General features: G+C 42.6%; 17 protein-coding genes. All 17 read left to right on the top strand.

Annotated elements, in window-relative coordinates; all coding sequences use genetic code 11:
• Positions 1 to 12 precede the first annotated feature (12 nt).
• The 17 genes from DNL43_RS11110 (at position 13) to uvrB (ending at position 15,826) form a co-directional block, all read left to right on the top strand.
• Positions 13 to 738, top strand: a complete 726-nt coding sequence (locus tag DNL43_RS11110; protein ID WP_156645075.1) for a response regulator transcription factor — start codon at positions 13 to 15, stop codon at positions 736 to 738.
• The gene (locus DNL43_RS11105; protein WP_056981119.1) at positions 725 to 2,110 is read left to right on the top strand and encodes a sensor histidine kinase; all 1,386 of its coding nucleotides are present in this window, start codon (positions 725 to 727) and stop codon (positions 2,108 to 2,110) included. The genes DNL43_RS11110 and DNL43_RS11105 overlap by 14 nt, the downstream gene beginning before the upstream one ends.
• Before the next feature lie 191 nt (positions 2,111 to 2,301).
• Complete coding sequence (locus DNL43_RS11100; protein ID WP_054769615.1) at positions 2,302 to 3,186, top strand: phosphate ABC transporter substrate-binding protein; 885 nt, start codon at positions 2,302 to 2,304, stop codon at positions 3,184 to 3,186.
• A 2-nt stretch (positions 3,187 to 3,188) separates the two neighbouring features.
• On the top strand, positions 3,189 to 4,118 hold the full coding sequence (pstC, locus tag DNL43_RS11095) for a phosphate ABC transporter permease subunit PstC (protein ID WP_056981086.1): 930 nt from the start codon (positions 3,189 to 3,191) through the stop codon (positions 4,116 to 4,118).
• A complete protein-coding gene (gene pstA, locus DNL43_RS11090; RefSeq protein WP_056981088.1) occupies positions 4,115 to 5,005 on the top strand; it encodes a phosphate ABC transporter permease PstA in 891 nt (296 codons plus the stop codon). Before pstC ends, pstA begins: the two co-directional genes overlap by 4 nt.
• 10 nt (positions 5,006 to 5,015) lie before the next feature.
• Positions 5,016 to 5,831 (top strand): phosphate ABC transporter ATP-binding protein PstB, encoded by an 816-nt coding sequence (gene pstB / locus DNL43_RS11085; protein ID WP_056981090.1) that lies wholly within the window; start codon positions 5,016 to 5,018, stop codon positions 5,829 to 5,831.
• A gap of 11 nt (positions 5,832 to 5,842) precedes the next feature.
• Complete coding sequence (pstB, locus tag DNL43_RS11080) at positions 5,843 to 6,601, top strand: phosphate ABC transporter ATP-binding protein PstB (protein ID WP_056981092.1); 759 nt, start codon at positions 5,843 to 5,845, stop codon at positions 6,599 to 6,601.
• Between the two features lie 11 nt (positions 6,602 to 6,612).
• Positions 6,613 to 7,269: a phosphate signaling complex protein PhoU gene (gene phoU / locus DNL43_RS11075; protein WP_054769716.1), complete on the top strand. Its 657-nt coding sequence runs from the start codon at positions 6,613 to 6,615 to the stop codon at positions 7,267 to 7,269.
• An 88-nt stretch (positions 7,270 to 7,357) separates the two neighbouring features.
• The gene (locus DNL43_RS11070) at positions 7,358 to 7,687 is read left to right on the top strand and encodes a PspC domain-containing protein (RefSeq protein ID WP_056981094.1); all 330 of its coding nucleotides are present in this window, start codon (positions 7,358 to 7,360) and stop codon (positions 7,685 to 7,687) included.
• A complete protein-coding gene (locus DNL43_RS11065) occupies positions 7,688 to 8,035 on the top strand; it encodes a phage holin family protein (RefSeq protein ID WP_056981096.1) in 348 nt (115 codons plus the stop codon).
• 56 nt (positions 8,036 to 8,091) lie between these two features.
• Positions 8,092 to 9,114, top strand: coding sequence for an HPr(Ser) kinase/phosphatase (gene hprK, locus DNL43_RS11060; protein WP_179286810.1), 1,023 nt, complete (start codon positions 8,092 to 8,094; stop codon positions 9,112 to 9,114).
• 12 nt (positions 9,115 to 9,126) lie between these two features.
• A complete protein-coding gene (gene lgt, locus DNL43_RS11055; RefSeq protein ID WP_279592785.1) occupies positions 9,127 to 9,963 on the top strand; it encodes a prolipoprotein diacylglyceryl transferase in 837 nt (278 codons plus the stop codon).
• 24 nt (positions 9,964 to 9,987) lie between these two features.
• Positions 9,988 to 11,004, top strand: coding sequence for an NAD(P)H-dependent glycerol-3-phosphate dehydrogenase (locus DNL43_RS11050; RefSeq protein WP_056981102.1), 1,017 nt, complete (start codon positions 9,988 to 9,990; stop codon positions 11,002 to 11,004).
• A gap of 22 nt (positions 11,005 to 11,026) precedes the next feature.
• Positions 11,027 to 11,923, top strand: a complete 897-nt coding sequence (galU, locus tag DNL43_RS11045; protein ID WP_054769718.1) for a UTP--glucose-1-phosphate uridylyltransferase GalU — start codon at positions 11,027 to 11,029, stop codon at positions 11,921 to 11,923.
• A 79-nt stretch (positions 11,924 to 12,002) separates the two neighbouring features.
• Complete coding sequence (gene trxB / locus DNL43_RS11040) at positions 12,003 to 12,956, top strand: thioredoxin-disulfide reductase (RefSeq protein ID WP_056981104.1); 954 nt, start codon at positions 12,003 to 12,005, stop codon at positions 12,954 to 12,956.
• 85 nt (positions 12,957 to 13,041) lie between these two features.
• Positions 13,042 to 13,692 (top strand): YfbR-like 5'-deoxynucleotidase, encoded by a 651-nt coding sequence (locus DNL43_RS11035; RefSeq protein WP_056981106.1) that lies wholly within the window; start codon positions 13,042 to 13,044, stop codon positions 13,690 to 13,692.
• Positions 13,693 to 13,819: 127 nt separating this feature from the next.
• A complete protein-coding gene (uvrB, locus tag DNL43_RS11030; protein WP_056981108.1) occupies positions 13,820 to 15,826 on the top strand; it encodes an excinuclease ABC subunit UvrB in 2,007 nt (668 codons plus the stop codon).
• The last annotated feature ends 17 nt before the right edge of the window (positions 15,827 to 15,843 follow it).

The raw sequence follows: 15,843 nt of genomic DNA, 5'->3' as shown, positions 1-15,843 counted from the left end.
GAGGGCTACACCGTGAAAAAAGTGCTTGTAGTTGATGATGAACCAGCAATTGTAACGTTATTGGAATACAATTTAAAACAGGCAAATTTTGAGGTTCAAAGCGCAACTAACGGCGTCGATGCACTCTCAATGGCCGAAAATGTCCATTTTGATATCGTGCTATTGGATTTAATGTTGCCACAGATGAGTGGTGAAGAGGTTCTTAAGCAGCTCCGAATGGATCGTAACGATACCCCGGTTATTTTATTAACAGCAAAGGATACCGAATTCGATAAAGTCTTTGGCCTGGAAATGGGCGCGGATGATTATATTCCAAAGCCATTCAGCCCACGTGAAGTGATTGCCCGCATTAACGCGGTTCTCCGTCGATATGAAAAGAGTACTTCCAACGTTGATGAAACCAACGCCAAGCCAACGGGTAACGTTGAGAAAACCGGCCCATTTACGATTGACCACAAAAAGTATCGTGTCAGTGTCAATGATAAAAATCTTAAACTGACACCCAAAGAGTTTGAACTGATGCAGTATTTGGTCAGTCACGAAAATCAGGTGCTTAGTCGGGACCAGCTGCTGCAAGGCGTTTGGGGCTTTGATTATTCTGGCCAAAGCCGAATGGTCGATATTCAGATTGCTCACCTTCGTGAAAAGATTGAACCGGATCCAAAGCAGCCGAAATACCTCAGAACTGTTCGTGGATTTGGCTATGAGTTCTCCACTGGGGATGATGATGCTGAGTAAAATATATAAGCAAATTTTAATTGTCGTCATTTTAAGCATTGCCAGTTTGGCTGTGCTTTTTTATGGTTTTGCGGTTGACGAGGAAGGCTGGGACGACTTTGCTCTGTTATTAGTATTGGCAGACGTCATCGCCGGTATCCGGTTAATTTTTGAATACCGTCAGCATGACAAACTATTAAAGCAGTTGCAGGTCATGACTGCAAACATTGTTGATCATCATCCGGCAGTGCCGTTGTTTGTTGAGCCGGACAATCCTCTAAAGGGGGTTGCGGATCAGTTGAATGAACTTCAGAGCCGCCAACAAGACGAGGGGAAAAGTATTCGGAATAGTAATGCCGAACTGATTACAATTCTTTCGAGTCTGCCTGTCGGCGTGATGGTGATCGATTCTGGTCATGACGTCATTTTTGCCAATCATAAAATGTCGGTGATGCTTGGAAGAGATATTTTGACTCAGGTCCATCCTTATACGCAAGATGTCCGAAACTATCAGTTACTGTCATTAATTGAAAATGTTTATACCAGCCACAAGTCGCAGCAAGAAGAAATTCAGAGTGTTGGGGCATCATCGGTCACTTGGGATACCAGTGTCGTCTTTAATCGGATCGACAATGATTTTCACATTTTGGTGATTATGTATGATATTTCCGATATTATTAACGTCAAACAGATGCAAATTGACTTCTTAAGAAACGCCAGTCATGAGTTAAAGACGCCGATTACCGCCATTTCAGGATTTACCAAAACGCTTCTTGATGGTGCAATGAACGACAAGAAGAGTTTGGTTGAATTTTTGAAGATTATTGATCAGCAAAGCGATCAACTGGCTTCGCTTGTCCAGGATGTCTTGACAATTTCTCACATTCAAAACGGTACGAATTATGATTACAAGCCGCTACCGCTTCATGACTTTATCAACTCAGAACTGCAATCCTATAAGTCCATGACGGCAGGAAATAATGTTTCTATTAATAATAAGATTCCCGAACATGTTGAAGTGATTGCGGATACAACCACATTGACCAGGATTTTGCGAAACTTGGTTAGCAATGCGGTTAAATACAACCGGCCAAATGGTGAGGTTAATATTGAATACAGTGACAACGACAGCTTTTGGCAGCTTCACGTCTCTGATACTGGGATTGGAATCGCCCAAAAGGATCTGTCCAGATTGTTTGAAAGATTTTATCGAGCCGATGATTCACGGACAAAACAAAAGGTCAGTGGAACCGGGTTGGGTCTTTCAATCGTTAAAGAAATGGTCGATGCAATTGGCGGTAGAATTGACGTTAAGAGTCAACGTGGCGTCGGTTCGACCTTCACAGTTAATTTCCCAATCGTCAAAAATGATGATCAAAAGGCCAATGAATGACAATATATGAAATTGAAATAAAACTTTTACATTCTTAGTCCGCAAAAGATGGTTAAAAACCAGCCACGGCGGGCTTTTTGATTGTCAATTATGACACCCCATTACGTTTTTACATAACTTTTACATTCACTCGGTCAAATATTTACATTGATTTCATACAATTATAAATGAAGATTCAAGGAGGAATAGCGATGCGAAAACGGACGATTATCAAATTATTGATTTGCCTCATTATCATTGTGGCAGGAATTGGTGCTTACAGCGCCCGTAGCAAAACGTCAACGAATCAACAATCAATCACAGCGGTTGGCTCAACCGCATTGCAACCGCTTGTTGAAGCGGCTAGTGAACAATATACAGGTGAACATTCCGGAATTTTTATCAATGTTCAGGGTGGTGGATCTGGTACGGGTCTGAGCCAAATTGAATCCGGAGCTGTTCAGATGGGAAATTCTGATTTGTTTGCCCAAGAAAAAGCCGGCATTAATCCCAAGGGATTAGTCGATCACAAGATTGCGGTTGTCGGCGTGGCACCAATTGTCAATGACAAAGTGGGAATTAATAACTTGACGACAAACCAACTGATCGCCATTTTTACAGGGAAGTATACAAATTGGAAGCAGGTTGGTGGTCCCGATATGCCAATTACTTTGATTAACCGTTCTCAGGGCAGTGGTACCCGGGTAACTTTTGAAGAGTATGGCCTCAAAGGTCATGAGAGTGCAACAGCCCAGGAACAGGACTCATCAGGAACGGTCCGTCAAATTGTTTCATCAACGCCTGGGGCAATCAGCTATGTTTCATTTGGCTATTTCAACAAAAGTATTCATCCACTCCATATCGATGGCATTAAACCAACCGAAAAGAACGTTATGGACAATAAGTGGAAGATCTGGTCGTATGAGCACATTTACACCCGTGGTCAACCAACTGGCTTAACCAAGAAATTCTTGAAATATCTTAAGAACGATCATATTCAAACGACTCTTTTCAATAAGCTGGGTTATATTTCAGTTAAAGATATGCATTATCAAAGAACCTGGCAGGGTAAAGTGACTAAAGGATCGGGGGAATGATAATGGAAAATCAAAAATTAGCAAAACAATTAATGAAAAAATCCAAAACGGCTCGTTATGAACGCTTTGGCCGTTTGCTGAGTCTTTCTGCATTACTCCTGATTATGGCAATTGTCTTAGGCATTATCGTTTTCGTTGCCAGCAAAGGATTGGGAACATTTTTCAAAGATGGGATTTCCTTTAAAGACTTCTTTACAGGAACCTTGTGGAACCCTGGTACCAAAACACCGAGTGGCCAGCAGGCTGTTGGTGCTTTACCAATGATCGTCGGTTCATTTCTGGTGACAATTCTGGCAGCCTTATTATCAACGCCATTTGCCATTGGAACAGCGGTTTATATGACCGAAATTTCACCTAAACGGGGTGCTAAGATTCTTCAGCCGGTTACCGAATTGCTGGTTGGAATCCCTTCAGTTGTCTATGGTTTCATTGGTTTATCGGTCGTTGTTCCATTCGTCAGAAACACCTTTGGCGGCAGTGGCTTTGGGATTCTTTCAGGAACCTTTGTCCTGTTTGTCATGATCCTGCCAACGATTGTTTCAATGACCGTCGATTCACTTAAAGGGGTGCCGAAGTTTTACCGTCAGGCATCCTTGGCATTGGGAGCGACCAAGTGGCAGACAATTTGGAAAGTGGTTCTAAGAGCTGCAACGCCAGGTATTTTAACCGCTGTGGTATTTGGAATGGCCCGGGCGTTTGGTGAAGCATTGGCTGTTCAGATGGTTATCGGAAATGCCGCGTTGATGCCGCAAAATCTCACTTCTCCGGCGTCAACATTGACCTCTGTCTTAACTGCCGGAATGGGGAATACGGTCATGGGATCGTTGCAAAATGACGCACTTTGGTCATTGGCACTGGTTCTTCTGGTTATGTCACTGTTCTTTAACTTGGTTGTTCACATGATTGGTCGGAAAGGGGCGTTCAAGAAATGAATCGAACTCAAAAGCAAAGTCGTTTTGCCATTGCCTGCCTGAAAGCAGTTGCCGGATTCGTTGTATTGATTCTGGCCTTTCTGATTGGCTACATTTTCATCACTGGGCTGCCAAACGTCAGCTGGCATTTTCTAACGTCTCCCGCCAAAGCGTTCAATGCCGGTGGTGGAATTTGGATTCAGCTGTTTAATTCGTTTTACCTTCTGGTTTTGGCAATGATTATTTCACTGCCAATTGCCTTGGGAGCCGCAATTTACCTTAACGAATATGCGACGGACAACTGGTTTACAGCAGCCATCAAAACTTCAATTGAAATTTTGAGTTCGCTGCCATCAGTCGTTGTTGGGTTGTTTGGGTTTCTGTTGTTCGTTGTTCAGTTCAACTATGGCTTTTCAATCCTTTCCGGTGCCTTAACGCTGACAATTTTTAATTTACCCTTACTAACACGAAACATTGAAGATTCACTGGCCAATGTGTCGGATGATCAAAGACAGGGTGGCCTTGGTCTTGGGCTTTCAAAGTATGAAACTATCATTCACATTGTGGTTCCAGCGTCGTTACCCGGCATTATCAGTGGGATTATTCTTTGTTCCGGCCGAGTGTTTGGTGAAGCAGCTGCGTTGATTTATACTGCTGGTCAAAGTGCTCCGGCACTCAACTTTATGGATTGGAATCCGTTTAACATTGATAGTCCATTAAGTCCTTTAAGACCTGCCGAAACTCTTGCCGTTCACATCTGGAAGATTAATTCTGAAGGAATCATGCCTGATTTGACTCAAGTTTCTTCCGGATCAGCGGCGGTTCTGGTTTTAGCAATTTTGATTTTCAACCTTTCTGCCCGTTTTGTTGGCCGAAAAGTGTTTGAACGAATGACTTCAGTAAAGTAGGTGAAATCTCATGCAAAATACAACTGAATTAAACAACAAACCAAAACGGTTTATATATGATTTCAATCCTGAAGAAACTGAGATCACGATGCAGACCAAAGATCTTGAAATTTACTATGGAAAAAATCTGGCGATGCATAATGCCGACTTGAAGTTCAAAAAGAATACAATCACTGCTTTGATTGGGCCTTCCGGGTCCGGGAAATCAACCTTTTTACGGTCACTCAATCGAATGAATGACGGGATTGCGACCGTTAAAGGTGAGATTCTTTATCAAGGTGTCAATATCAATCAGCCCAAAATTGACGTGTACGAAGTCCGTCGAAGAATTGGGATGGTGTTTCAACGGCCGAATCCGTTTGCCAAATCGATTTATGACAACGTGACGTTTGCATTGCAGCGTCGGGGCGTTCACGATAAGAAGACTTTGGACCGGGTTGTTGAAACAACCCTGAAACAAGCCGCTGTTTGGGACCAGGTCAAAGACAGCTTGAACAAGAGCGCACTGTCCCTATCTGGTGGGCAGGCGCAACGGGTTTGTATCGCACGGGCATTGGCTGTTCAGCCGGATGTTTTACTTCTCGACGAACCGGCCAGTGCTTTGGACCCTGTTTCAACCCAGCAGTTGGAAACGACTTTACGTGAACTGAAAAAAGATTATACGATCATCATCGTTACTCATAACATGCAGCAGGCGGCCCGTTTGAGCGACTACACGGTCTTCTTCAATATGGGTGAGGCAATTGAGTACAATAAAACCAGAAAGGTCTTTACACGGCCTAAAGTGCAAATGACCGATGATTATGTATCTGGCAACTTTGGTTAGGAGGGGCAGAAATGGCAGAACCAATTTTATCCGCAGATAACTTGGATTTATTTTATGGTGACTTTCAAGCGCTTCATGGCATTCATTTGGACTTTCAACCCAACCAAATTTCAGCGTTGATTGGCCCTTCGGGTTGTGGAAAGTCAACCTTCTTAAGGTGTCTCAATCGAATGAATGATATGATTGATGGCGTCACAATTACCGGAACCGTCCAATTTCACGGCAAAAATATTTATTCACCGCAAACCAATTTGGTTGAGTTAAGAAAATCAGTTGGAATGGTTTTTCAACAACCCAATCCATTTCCGTTTTCGGTGTACGATAATATTACTTATGGCTTGCGAATTGCCGGTGTCCGTGACAAACAAAAGCTGGATGCGATTGTTGAAAAAAGCTTAAAGCAGGCTGCCGTTTGGGATGAAGTTAAAGATAACTTATACGATAATGCTTTGTCATTTTCAGGTGGTCAACAGCAACGGATCTGTATTGCACGGGTTTTGGCCGTATCACCATCGGTTATTTTGCTGGATGAGCCAACCAGTGCGTTGGATCCGATCTCAAGTGCAAAGGTTGAAAATACTTTGCTTGAACTAAAAAAAGATTATACAATAATAATCGTTACCCACAACCTGCAGCAGGCTTCCCGAATTTCTGACAAGACAGCGTTCTTTATGGAAGGCAGAGTTGTTGAATATGATGACACAACTAAAATGTTCGTTAATCCAGATGAGAAACAAACGGAAGATTACGTTAGCGGACGATTCGGATAGGAGAGAAGTTTATGGGCAAAGTTTTTGATGAAGAAATTGTGACGTTAAAAGCAGATTTTATGAAGCTGGGGGCACTCGTTGGCCAAGCTGTCGATAATGCCGGTCAGGCATTTATTGATCATGACAGTAAAAAGGCGGAAGCCGTCATTACCAACGACCACGATATTAATCATTTGCAGATTTATATCGAAAAACGGTCTTTTGAAATGATTGCATTATATCAACCTGTGACGGGTGATTTGCGGGAAGTTGTCGGGATTTTAAAAGCCGTTACCGACTTGGAACGGGCTGGTGATCACGCTCGAAACGTTGCCAAATCAGTTATTGAGATTAAGGGCAAGGAGCGGATTTCCTCCGTTGAAGAAATTATTGCCACAATGGCCAACCAGGTTAGTGAACAGTACGAGAATTCCATTGAATCCTATGGTGACGCCGACAAAGATAAGGCCAAGCAAACCGCACAGTCATACGATAAGAAAATTGATCAGCTGTATAACGACATTGCGGCACCAAGTTATCAGGCAATGGCAAAGGATCCAGAGATTGTCAGTTCAGCGATTATTTACTTAAATGTCGCCAAAGACCTGGGCAGAATCAGTGATTACAGCACCAATATCTGTGAATGGACGGTCTATCTGGCAACCGGAAAAATTATTGAATTAAATTAAGAATGGTTGATATTTTGCACTGCATACTTGATTGCAGTGCTTTTTTTAGATAATCTTAAGCTAGAAGTTTTAATGTGGAGGCATGAGAATGAATACTCATAAAAAATTACGACGCTCAGCCACCAATCGTGTTATTTCAGGAGTTCTCGGTGGAATTTGCGATTACTTTGGTTGGAACTCAACGCTGGTTCGAATCTTATATGTGATTCTGGCATTTACCCCTGGAATTGATCTTGTAGCAATAATCGGCTACATCGTCATGATGTTCACGATCCCAATTGATAATCCGGGTGTTGGTTCGCCATTTGATCAAGCCAAGTCCCTGTTTACCAATCGAGCTTCTGATGATAAATCCAGGAAGGTTATTCATAACGTTGAAGAAAAAGACGTTCATGATAATCAGAAAAGGGGTCACTAATTGAGATTTCTCACAAACGTTTTAGTTGATACGATTCTATTTGTGGCCATTAGCGGCTTCTTTCCGGCAAACTTTTACGTTGCCAGCGTTGGGATTGCGTTGTTGGCCGCAGTCGTACTAGCCGTTTTAAACTGGTTGGTCCGGCCGATTATCACCATCCTGTCTTTGCCCATTAACCTATTGACACTTGGACTTTTTACCCTTGTCATCAATGGATTGATGCTTGAACTAACGGCCGTGATTGTTGGTGCTGGATTCCGATTTTCGTCGTTTTGGATGGCAATTTTGGTTGCCGTGTTAATGTCGGTTGTTAGTTGGGTAATTGCTGAATATTTCCGGAAGCCCTAGCGACTTGATTGTCCCAAAGTGATAAAATTAAAGTGATTAACTGAGGAGGGATGTTCTTGACTGAAAGTGTAACAGTAGCTGATTTAGTTAAAAACGCCAGGTTGGATGTTTATTATGGTAAGGAATACCTTAAAGAAAGGTCGATTTCTACCGCTGACATTTCCCGACCGGGGTTGGAGTTAACCGGCTTCTTTAATTATTACCCTGCAAAGCGGATTCAGCTGCTGGGAATTACTGAAATTTCGTATTCAAAAGGCATGTCTCATGAAGAGCTGCTTGATGTCATGCAGCAGATGTGTCAACCACAGACCCCAGCGTTTGTTGTGTCGACACAGCTGGATCCTCCTGAAGAATTGCTGGAAGCTGCCAAAGAACAGCATATTCCGGTTCTGGGATCCAAATTGACGACTTCACGAGTTTTAAGTAATATGACAAACTACCTGGAGGATAAATTAGCTGAACGGAAGTCTCTCCACGGTGTCTTGGTTGATGTCTACGGACTTGGAATCTTAATTACCGGTGATAGCGGAATTGGTAAGAGTGAAACCGCACTTGAACTGGTTAAACGAGGCCACCGATTGATTGCCGATGACCGGGTAGAAGTCTATCAACAAGATGAGCAGACCTTGATGGGAACAGCTCCCGCAATTCTGCGGCACTTGCTGGAAATTCGAGGAATTGGGATTATTGATGTGATGACACTGTTTGGTGCCGGAGCAGTTCGAAGCCAGACAAAAGTTGCCCTGATTATTCATTTGGCCAACTATACCAAAGACGCCAAGTTTGACCGACTCGGAAACGGTACCCAAAACGTGCATATTTTCGATGTTGACGTTCCTAAAATTACCATTCCGGTTCGAACCGGTCGAAATTTGGCAATCATTATCGAAGCAGCTGCGATGAACTTCCGAGCTCAGAGCATGGGATATGATGCTACCGAAACCTTTGACCGTAATTTGAACAATTTAATCAAAGTTAATAGTAAAAACGATGAAAAGCATAAAGAAGAACAGGAACACGTTGAGAAGAAAAATAAAGATCTCATCGATGATTCAAAAAAAGATTCAGATAAAAAATAGGAGATCGTTATTTTGGTAAATCTTATAAGTTTGGCTCTAAACCCGATCGCCTTTTACTTAGGGCCAATTGAAGTTCATTGGTATGGCATTATCATTGCCAGCGGGGTGCTCCTCGCAGTTTATTTGGCTGTCCGGGAAGGTGCCAAGCGGGGAATTAAGTCTGACGATATCTACGACATGATATTGTGGGCATTGCCGGCTGCCCTGATTTGTGCCCGCCTGTATTACGTGATTTTTCAGTGGGGGTATTATAAGGACAATCCTGGAGAGATCATCAAAATTTGGGATGGCGGAATTGCCATTTATGGTTCATTAATTGGCGCCATGATTGTTGTAATCCTGTTTTGCCGTCATCGGTTCATTCCAGTTTGGCTAATGCTTGATGTTGCCGCTCCAACTGTTATATTGGCTCAGTCGATTGGCCGCTGGGGAAATTTTATGAATCAGGAAGCTTTTGGCCAGGCGACATCACTGAGCTTTTTGCAAGGCTTACATCTGCCGCATTTTATTATCACTCAGATGTATATCAGCGGTGCCTACCGCCAACCAACATTCTTGTATGAGTCCTTATGGAGTCTGCTGGGATTTCTTGTCATTATTACGTTAAGGCACAACCCCAACTGGTTTAAGCGCGGCGAAGTCTTTTTGACATATGTCATGTGGTATTCATTTGGCAGGTTCTTTGTGGAAGGAATGCGAACCGACAGTTTGATGCTCTCGGGCTTGCGGGTTTCACAAATCTTGTCGATTGTTTTATTTGTGGGTGCGATTGCACTGATCATTATTCGCCGACGCAACCCAAGTACTCCATGGTACTTGGAAGGTTCAAAATTAAAAGTTAATCAATAGTTTATTGAATAAAGGAGATCTATCATGGCTAAAAAAGTAGCAGTGCTTGGTGCAGGTTCTTGGGGAAGCGTCCTCGCCAGCTTATTAGATGAAAATGGTTCAGACGTTAAACTTTGGTCTTACAATCCAAAGCAGGTTAAGGAACTGAATGAACAACACACCAATTCAAAATACATTAAGAATTTTAAATTCGCCGATTCATTGGTCGCAACCAATGATTTAGGGGATGCAATTGATGACGTTGGCTACATTTTATTCGTCGTTCCAACCCAAGTTACCCGATCAGTTGCCAAACAAGTTGCCCAAATTTTGGCTGATAGAAATCAAAACGTTAATATTATCCATGCGTCAAAAGGAATTGAAGAAAAAACCTACTTGAGATTGTCTCAAGTTTTGGCTCAGGAAATCGATCCTAAAAACCGCAAGTCAATTTCGGTTCTCTCAGGACCAAGTCAGGCCGAAGACGTGGTGACTCATGATATTACGCTGGTCACCGTGGCAAGTGACAATGCTCATGCAGCCAAAGAGATCCAAGGCTTATTCATGAATAATTATTTCCGAGTTTATACCAGTGACGATGTTATCGGCGTTGAAATCGGTGCCGCATTGAAAAACATCATCGCCCTTGGTGCCGGCGCATTGTATGGACTGGGATATAAAGACAATGCCAAGGCAGCCTTAATGACTCGAGGCCTTGCTGAAATTTCCCGACTTGGGACCTCATTTGGTGCTAACCCATTGACTTTCATTGGGTTGTCAGGTGTTGGTGATATCATTGTGACTGCCACCAGTACGAACTCTCGTAATTGGCGGGCAGGAAATGAACTTGGAAAAGGCCACTCCTTGGACGAAGTTGTTAAAAATATGGGAATGGTGATCGAAGGGATTGCCACTACCCGGGCTGCCTATGAATTATCCAAGAAGCGTGGCGTAGAAATGCCAATTACTTCTGCGATTTACCATGTTCTTTACGATGGTGCTGATATTAAAGAAACCATTAATCAGTTAATGACTCGTGAGGGCCGTTCAGAGATTGAATAATAAAAAGAAGGTGCAGTTTACTATGACAAGAAAAGTAACCAAAGCAGTTATTCCTGCTGCAGGATTAGGGACCCGATTCTTGCCCGAAACCAAAGCTTTACCAAAGGAAATGCTCCCGATTGTCGATACACCAACTATCCAATTTATCGTTGAAGAAGCTAAACAGGCCGGCATCAAGGATATTGTGATTGTCATCGGCAAAGGCAAGCGTTCAATTGAAGATCATTTTGATTCCAATCCGGAATTGGAAATGAATCTTGAAGAACGTCACAAGAATGAAATTCTGAAAACAATTCGTAAAACCAATGACATGAACATTTACTTTATTCGCCAGTCACATCCTCGTGGCTTGGGCGATGCCATTTACACTGCCCGCAGCTTTATCAGCAATGAACCGTTTGTGGTGATGCTGGGTGATGATGTCATGCAGGACAAAGTTCCTCTGACCAAGCAGTTGATGGAAAGCTATCAACAGACTGGTGCTTCAACTTTAGCCGTTAAGAAAGTTGCTCATAAAGATATTTCCAAGTATGGTGTGATCGATCCTTCCGAGGAAGTCCGGCCAGGCTTGTTCAACGTCAAAAAGTTCGTTGAAAAGCCATCTCCTGAAAAAGCTCCTAGTGATTTGGCCATTATTGGCCGTTACCTGTTGACGCCGGAAATCTTTGGGATCTTGGAACATGCCAAGCCTGACAAGACCGGAGAAATCCAGTTGACTTCCGCAATTGATACGCTTAACCAAACTCAACGGGTGTTTGCTCATGAATTTAAGGGTGAGCGTTTTGATACAGGGAACAAATTGAGCTGGCTTAAGACCAACATTATCTTTGGCCTGCGCCATCCTGAAATTTCCGATGGATTAAGAGCATATCTCAAGGAATTGGGTGCTCAACTGACTGAAGAAGATAAAAAGAAGTAAGTGTATCTACTGGACAGACTTACTTTTTCATAGTAAATTGACTTATAAATGAAAATGAGAATTAAAAGGGAGGATCCATATGGCAAAACAATATGATGTCGTGGTTATTGGTGCCGGCCCCGGTGGGATGACTGCCGCTTTATACGCTTCACGTGCCAACTTATCTGTTGCAATGATTGATCGAGGAATTTATGGCGGTCAAATGAATAACACTGCAGCAATTGAGAATTACCCTGGTTTTAAATCAATCATGGGTCCTGACTTGGCTCAAAATATGTATGACAGTTCAGTGAACTTTGGTGCTGAATACGTATATGGAACTGTCAGCTCTATTGAGGATCATGGCGATTATAAGATCGTTAAAACCGATGAAGATGAGCTTCAGGCAAAAGTTGTGATTATTGCGACCGGATCAGAGTATAAAAAGTTAGGAATTCCCGGCGAACACGAATATGGTGGCAAGGGTGTTTCTTACTGTGCCGTATGTGATGGTGCATTTTTCAAGAATAAGGATGTCGTTGTTGTCGGTGGTGGTGATTCTGCCATTGAGGAAGCCTCATACCTTGCTGGAATCGTTAATCACGTCACAGTTATTCACCGTCGTGACCAATTACGTGCCCAAAAAGTCATTCAAGACCGGGCATTTGCCAACGACAAGATTGACTTTATTTGGAATTCCAATGTCAAAGAAGTCTTGGGTGACGATAACAAAGTCACCGGCGTTAAAGTCGTTAACAATCAAACCAATGAAGTATCGACTGTTAAAACTTCAGGTGTCTTCATCTATGTTGGCTTGCTGCCAATGACCGATGCCTTCAAGGATCTGAACATTACCGATAAAGATGGCTGGATTAAGACCAATGACCAAATGGAAACCGCTGTCCCAGGCATTTACGCAATTGGCGACGTTCGTCAAAAAGACCTTCGTCAGATTGCCACTGCCGTTGGTGAAGGTGGAATTGCCGGCCAACAAGCATTCAAATATGTTGAATCACATAGTGACCGCGCAAAATCAAGTGTTTCAGAACATTAATTAAATATTTTATTGAAAGGAGGCCGTGGCTAAACGTTTGTTTTGTCAACGGCCCCTTTTGGTGTGAAAAGGATGGGGATTAAAGATGGGTATGCATCAATATTTGGAAAGTTTGGACGAACTGGAATTAATTAACCGGGCACCAGGGTACTTTAAGTTTGAACAGCATTCTGTTGCGGCGCATTCATTTAAAGTGGCAGAAATTGCCCAATTTTTAGGTGATGTCGAAGAAAATGCCGGTGAAAACGTAAATTGGCGATCTTTATATGAAAAAGCGCTGAACCACGATTATACCGAACGCTTCATTGGTGATATCAAGACGCCTGTAAAGTATGCGACACCGGTTTTAAGAAAAATGTTGGCTGACGTTGACGATAAATTGACTGAGAATTTTGTCCAAAATGAAATTCCCAGTGAATTTCAAGATGCTTACCGAAGACGTCTGTCAGAAGGAAAAGATGACACCTTGGAAGGCCGGATATTAGCGGTTGCCGATAAGGTGGATCTGTTATACGAATCGTTTGGCGAAATTCAAAAAGGAAATCCTGAAGAGGTCTATCCCGAAATGTATAAGGAAAGTTTGTCAACCATGTTGCAATTTCGAGATATGCACTGTGTCCAGTACGTATTAACCAAGGTTATCCCTGACATGTTGGCAGAAAACTTCACCACTCAGGAGAAATTAAGAAAACTGACCCGGAAAGTTTTGAAAAAGGAAGATCATTCGAAGGAATAATCATTGGCGAAAGTATGTTCGTATGGTAAAATAACGTTGATAGTGGGCTGAAACAAAACATGATTTTGCTTGCAGCCTTTTTATGTTGGATTGCACTGTACTGTTTTAGGTCAGGGGGAGTTTCATTTTGATTGAACGTGAAGAAGATCGAAAATTTGATTTGGTATCAAAATATAAGCCAACTGGTGACCAACCGGACGCCATTAAGAAATTGGTGGCTGGCATCAATGAAGGCAAAAAGGCTCAGATTTTAAAGGGTGCTACTGGGACTGGGAAAACATTTACAATTTCCAACGTCATTGCCCAGGTCAACAAGCCAACCCTTGTTTTGTCGCACAATAAAACCTTGGCTGGTCAACTTTATGGTGAGTTTAAAGAATTTTTCCCCCACAATGCCGTTGAGTACTTCGTCAGTTATTATGATTATTATCAACCAGAAGCTTATGTTCCTTCCAGTGACACATACATTGAAAAGGATTCATCAATCAATGATGAAATTGATCAATTGCGACATTCCGCAACCAGCTCATTGCTTGAAAGAAACGATGTGATCGTTGTTGCATCTGTATCATCAATCTTTGGATTAGGTGATCCAACCGAATATCGAAATCACGTGGTTTCATTGCGGGTTGGTCAGACAATTGAACGGGATCACTTCTTGCGCCAGTTGGTTGATATCCAATATGATCGAAATGATATTGATTTTCAACGTGGTCGTTTTAGGGTCCATGGAGATGTTGTCGAAGTATTTCCAGCATCTTGGGATGAACATGCATTTAGAATTGAGTTCTTTGGTGATGAAATTGATCGGATCCGTGAGATTGATACCTTGACCGGTGAAGTAATCGGTGATCGGGATCATATTGCGATCTTTCCGGCCACCCACTTTTTGACCAGTGATGATGTCATGAACGTCGCACTGCCGGAAATCAAAGACGAAATGGAAAAACAAGTTGCCAAGTTTGAAAAAGAAGGCAAGTTGCTGGAAGCCCAACGATTGAAGCAGCGAACAACTTACGATATCGAAATGATGCGTGAAATGGGTTACACCAGCGGAATTGAAAATTATTCAAGATTTATGGATCGTCGAAAGCCGGGACAGCCACCATTTACGCTTTTAGACTTCTTCCCCGATGATTTCTTATTGGTTGTGGATGAATCTCATCAAACCATGCCGCAAATCCGTGGGATGTACAATGGTGACCAGGCTCGAAAACAGCAACTGGTTAACTACGGTTTCAGACTTCCCAGTGCCCTGGACAACCGTCCTTTAACGCTGAGTGAGTTTGAACAGCACGTTCACCAGGTTGTTTATATGTCAGCAACTCCGGGTCCATACGAAATGGATCAGACAAAGGACGTCGTTCACCAGGTTATTCGGCCGACCGGATTGCTTGATCCAACGATCGATGTTCGACCAATCATGGGCCAAATGGATGATTTGGTTGGTGAAATTAATAAACGGGTCGACAAGCACGAACGTGTCTTTGTGACCACTTTGACCAAGAAAATGGCTGAAGATTTGACTGATTATCTAAAGGATTTGGGAATCAAAGTTAAATATCTGCATTCTGATATTAAGACCCTTGAGAGAACCCAAATTATCCGGGATTTACGTCTGGGTAAATTTGATGTCTTAGTTGGAATCAACCTTTTGCGTGAAGGAATTGATGTCCCCGAAGTCTCTTTGGTCGCAATCCTTGATGCCGATAAGGAAGGATTCCTTCGTAACGAACGGTCGTTGATTCAAACAATCGGCCGTGCTTCACGGAATGAGCATGGAGCGGTTATTATGTACGCCGATACGGTTACCGATTCCATGAAGGCGGCGATTGATGAAACCGCACATCGTCGAGCGATTCAAATTGCTTATAATAAAAAGCATGGGATTACACCTAAAACAATTGTTAAGCCAATTCGTTCATTGATTTCTGTCACCAAAGGTTCAGATGATACCGGCGAAAAGGATGACTTTGTCGAAAGTGATTTTGAACAGATGAGTAAGAAGGATCAAAAGGATATGCTGGCTCGTTTGACAGAAGAAATGCGGGATGCTGCCAAGAAGCTTGATTTCGAGCAGGCCGCAACTTTGCGTGATACAATTATCGAATTAAAGGGACAAATGACTAAGTGATCTAAAGGAGATTATGC

It is taken from the genome of Lentilactobacillus kefiri, assembly GCF_009739535.1.
Lineage (GTDB): Bacteria > Bacillota > Bacilli > Lactobacillales > Lactobacillaceae > Lentilactobacillus > Lentilactobacillus kefiri.
This window is presented reverse-complemented; position numbering and strand designations above follow the sequence as displayed.

Excerpts from the sequence above, each read along its gene's own strand:
- pstC (WP_056981086.1), top strand. The coding sequence starts at position 3,189 with ATGGAAAATCAAAAATTAGCAAAACAATTAATGAAAAAATCCAAAACG.
- galU (WP_054769718.1), top strand. The coding sequence starts at position 11,027 with ATGACAAGAAAAGTAACCAAAGCAGTTATTCCTGCTGCAGGATTAGGG.
- phoU (WP_054769716.1), top strand. The coding sequence starts at position 6,613 with ATGGGCAAAGTTTTTGATGAAGAAATTGTGACGTTAAAAGCAGATTTT.
- DNL43_RS11050 (WP_056981102.1), top strand. The coding sequence starts at position 9,988 with ATGGCTAAAAAAGTAGCAGTGCTTGGTGCAGGTTCTTGGGGAAGCGTC.
- pstB (WP_056981092.1), top strand. The coding sequence starts at position 5,843 with ATGGCAGAACCAATTTTATCCGCAGATAACTTGGATTTATTTTATGGT.
- pstA (WP_056981088.1), top strand. The coding sequence starts at position 4,115 with ATGAATCGAACTCAAAAGCAAAGTCGTTTTGCCATTGCCTGCCTGAAA.
- DNL43_RS11105 (WP_056981119.1), top strand. The coding sequence starts at position 725 with ATGATGCTGAGTAAAATATATAAGCAAATTTTAATTGTCGTCATTTTA.
- DNL43_RS11100 (WP_054769615.1), top strand. The coding sequence starts at position 2,302 with ATGCGAAAACGGACGATTATCAAATTATTGATTTGCCTCATTATCATT.
- pstB (WP_056981090.1), top strand. The coding sequence starts at position 5,016 with ATGCAAAATACAACTGAATTAAACAACAAACCAAAACGGTTTATATAT.
- trxB (WP_056981104.1), top strand. The coding sequence starts at position 12,003 with ATGGCAAAACAATATGATGTCGTGGTTATTGGTGCCGGCCCCGGTGGG.
- DNL43_RS11035 (WP_056981106.1), top strand. The coding sequence starts at position 13,042 with ATGGGTATGCATCAATATTTGGAAAGTTTGGACGAACTGGAATTAATT.
- DNL43_RS11070 (WP_056981094.1), top strand. The coding sequence starts at position 7,358 with ATGAATACTCATAAAAAATTACGACGCTCAGCCACCAATCGTGTTATT.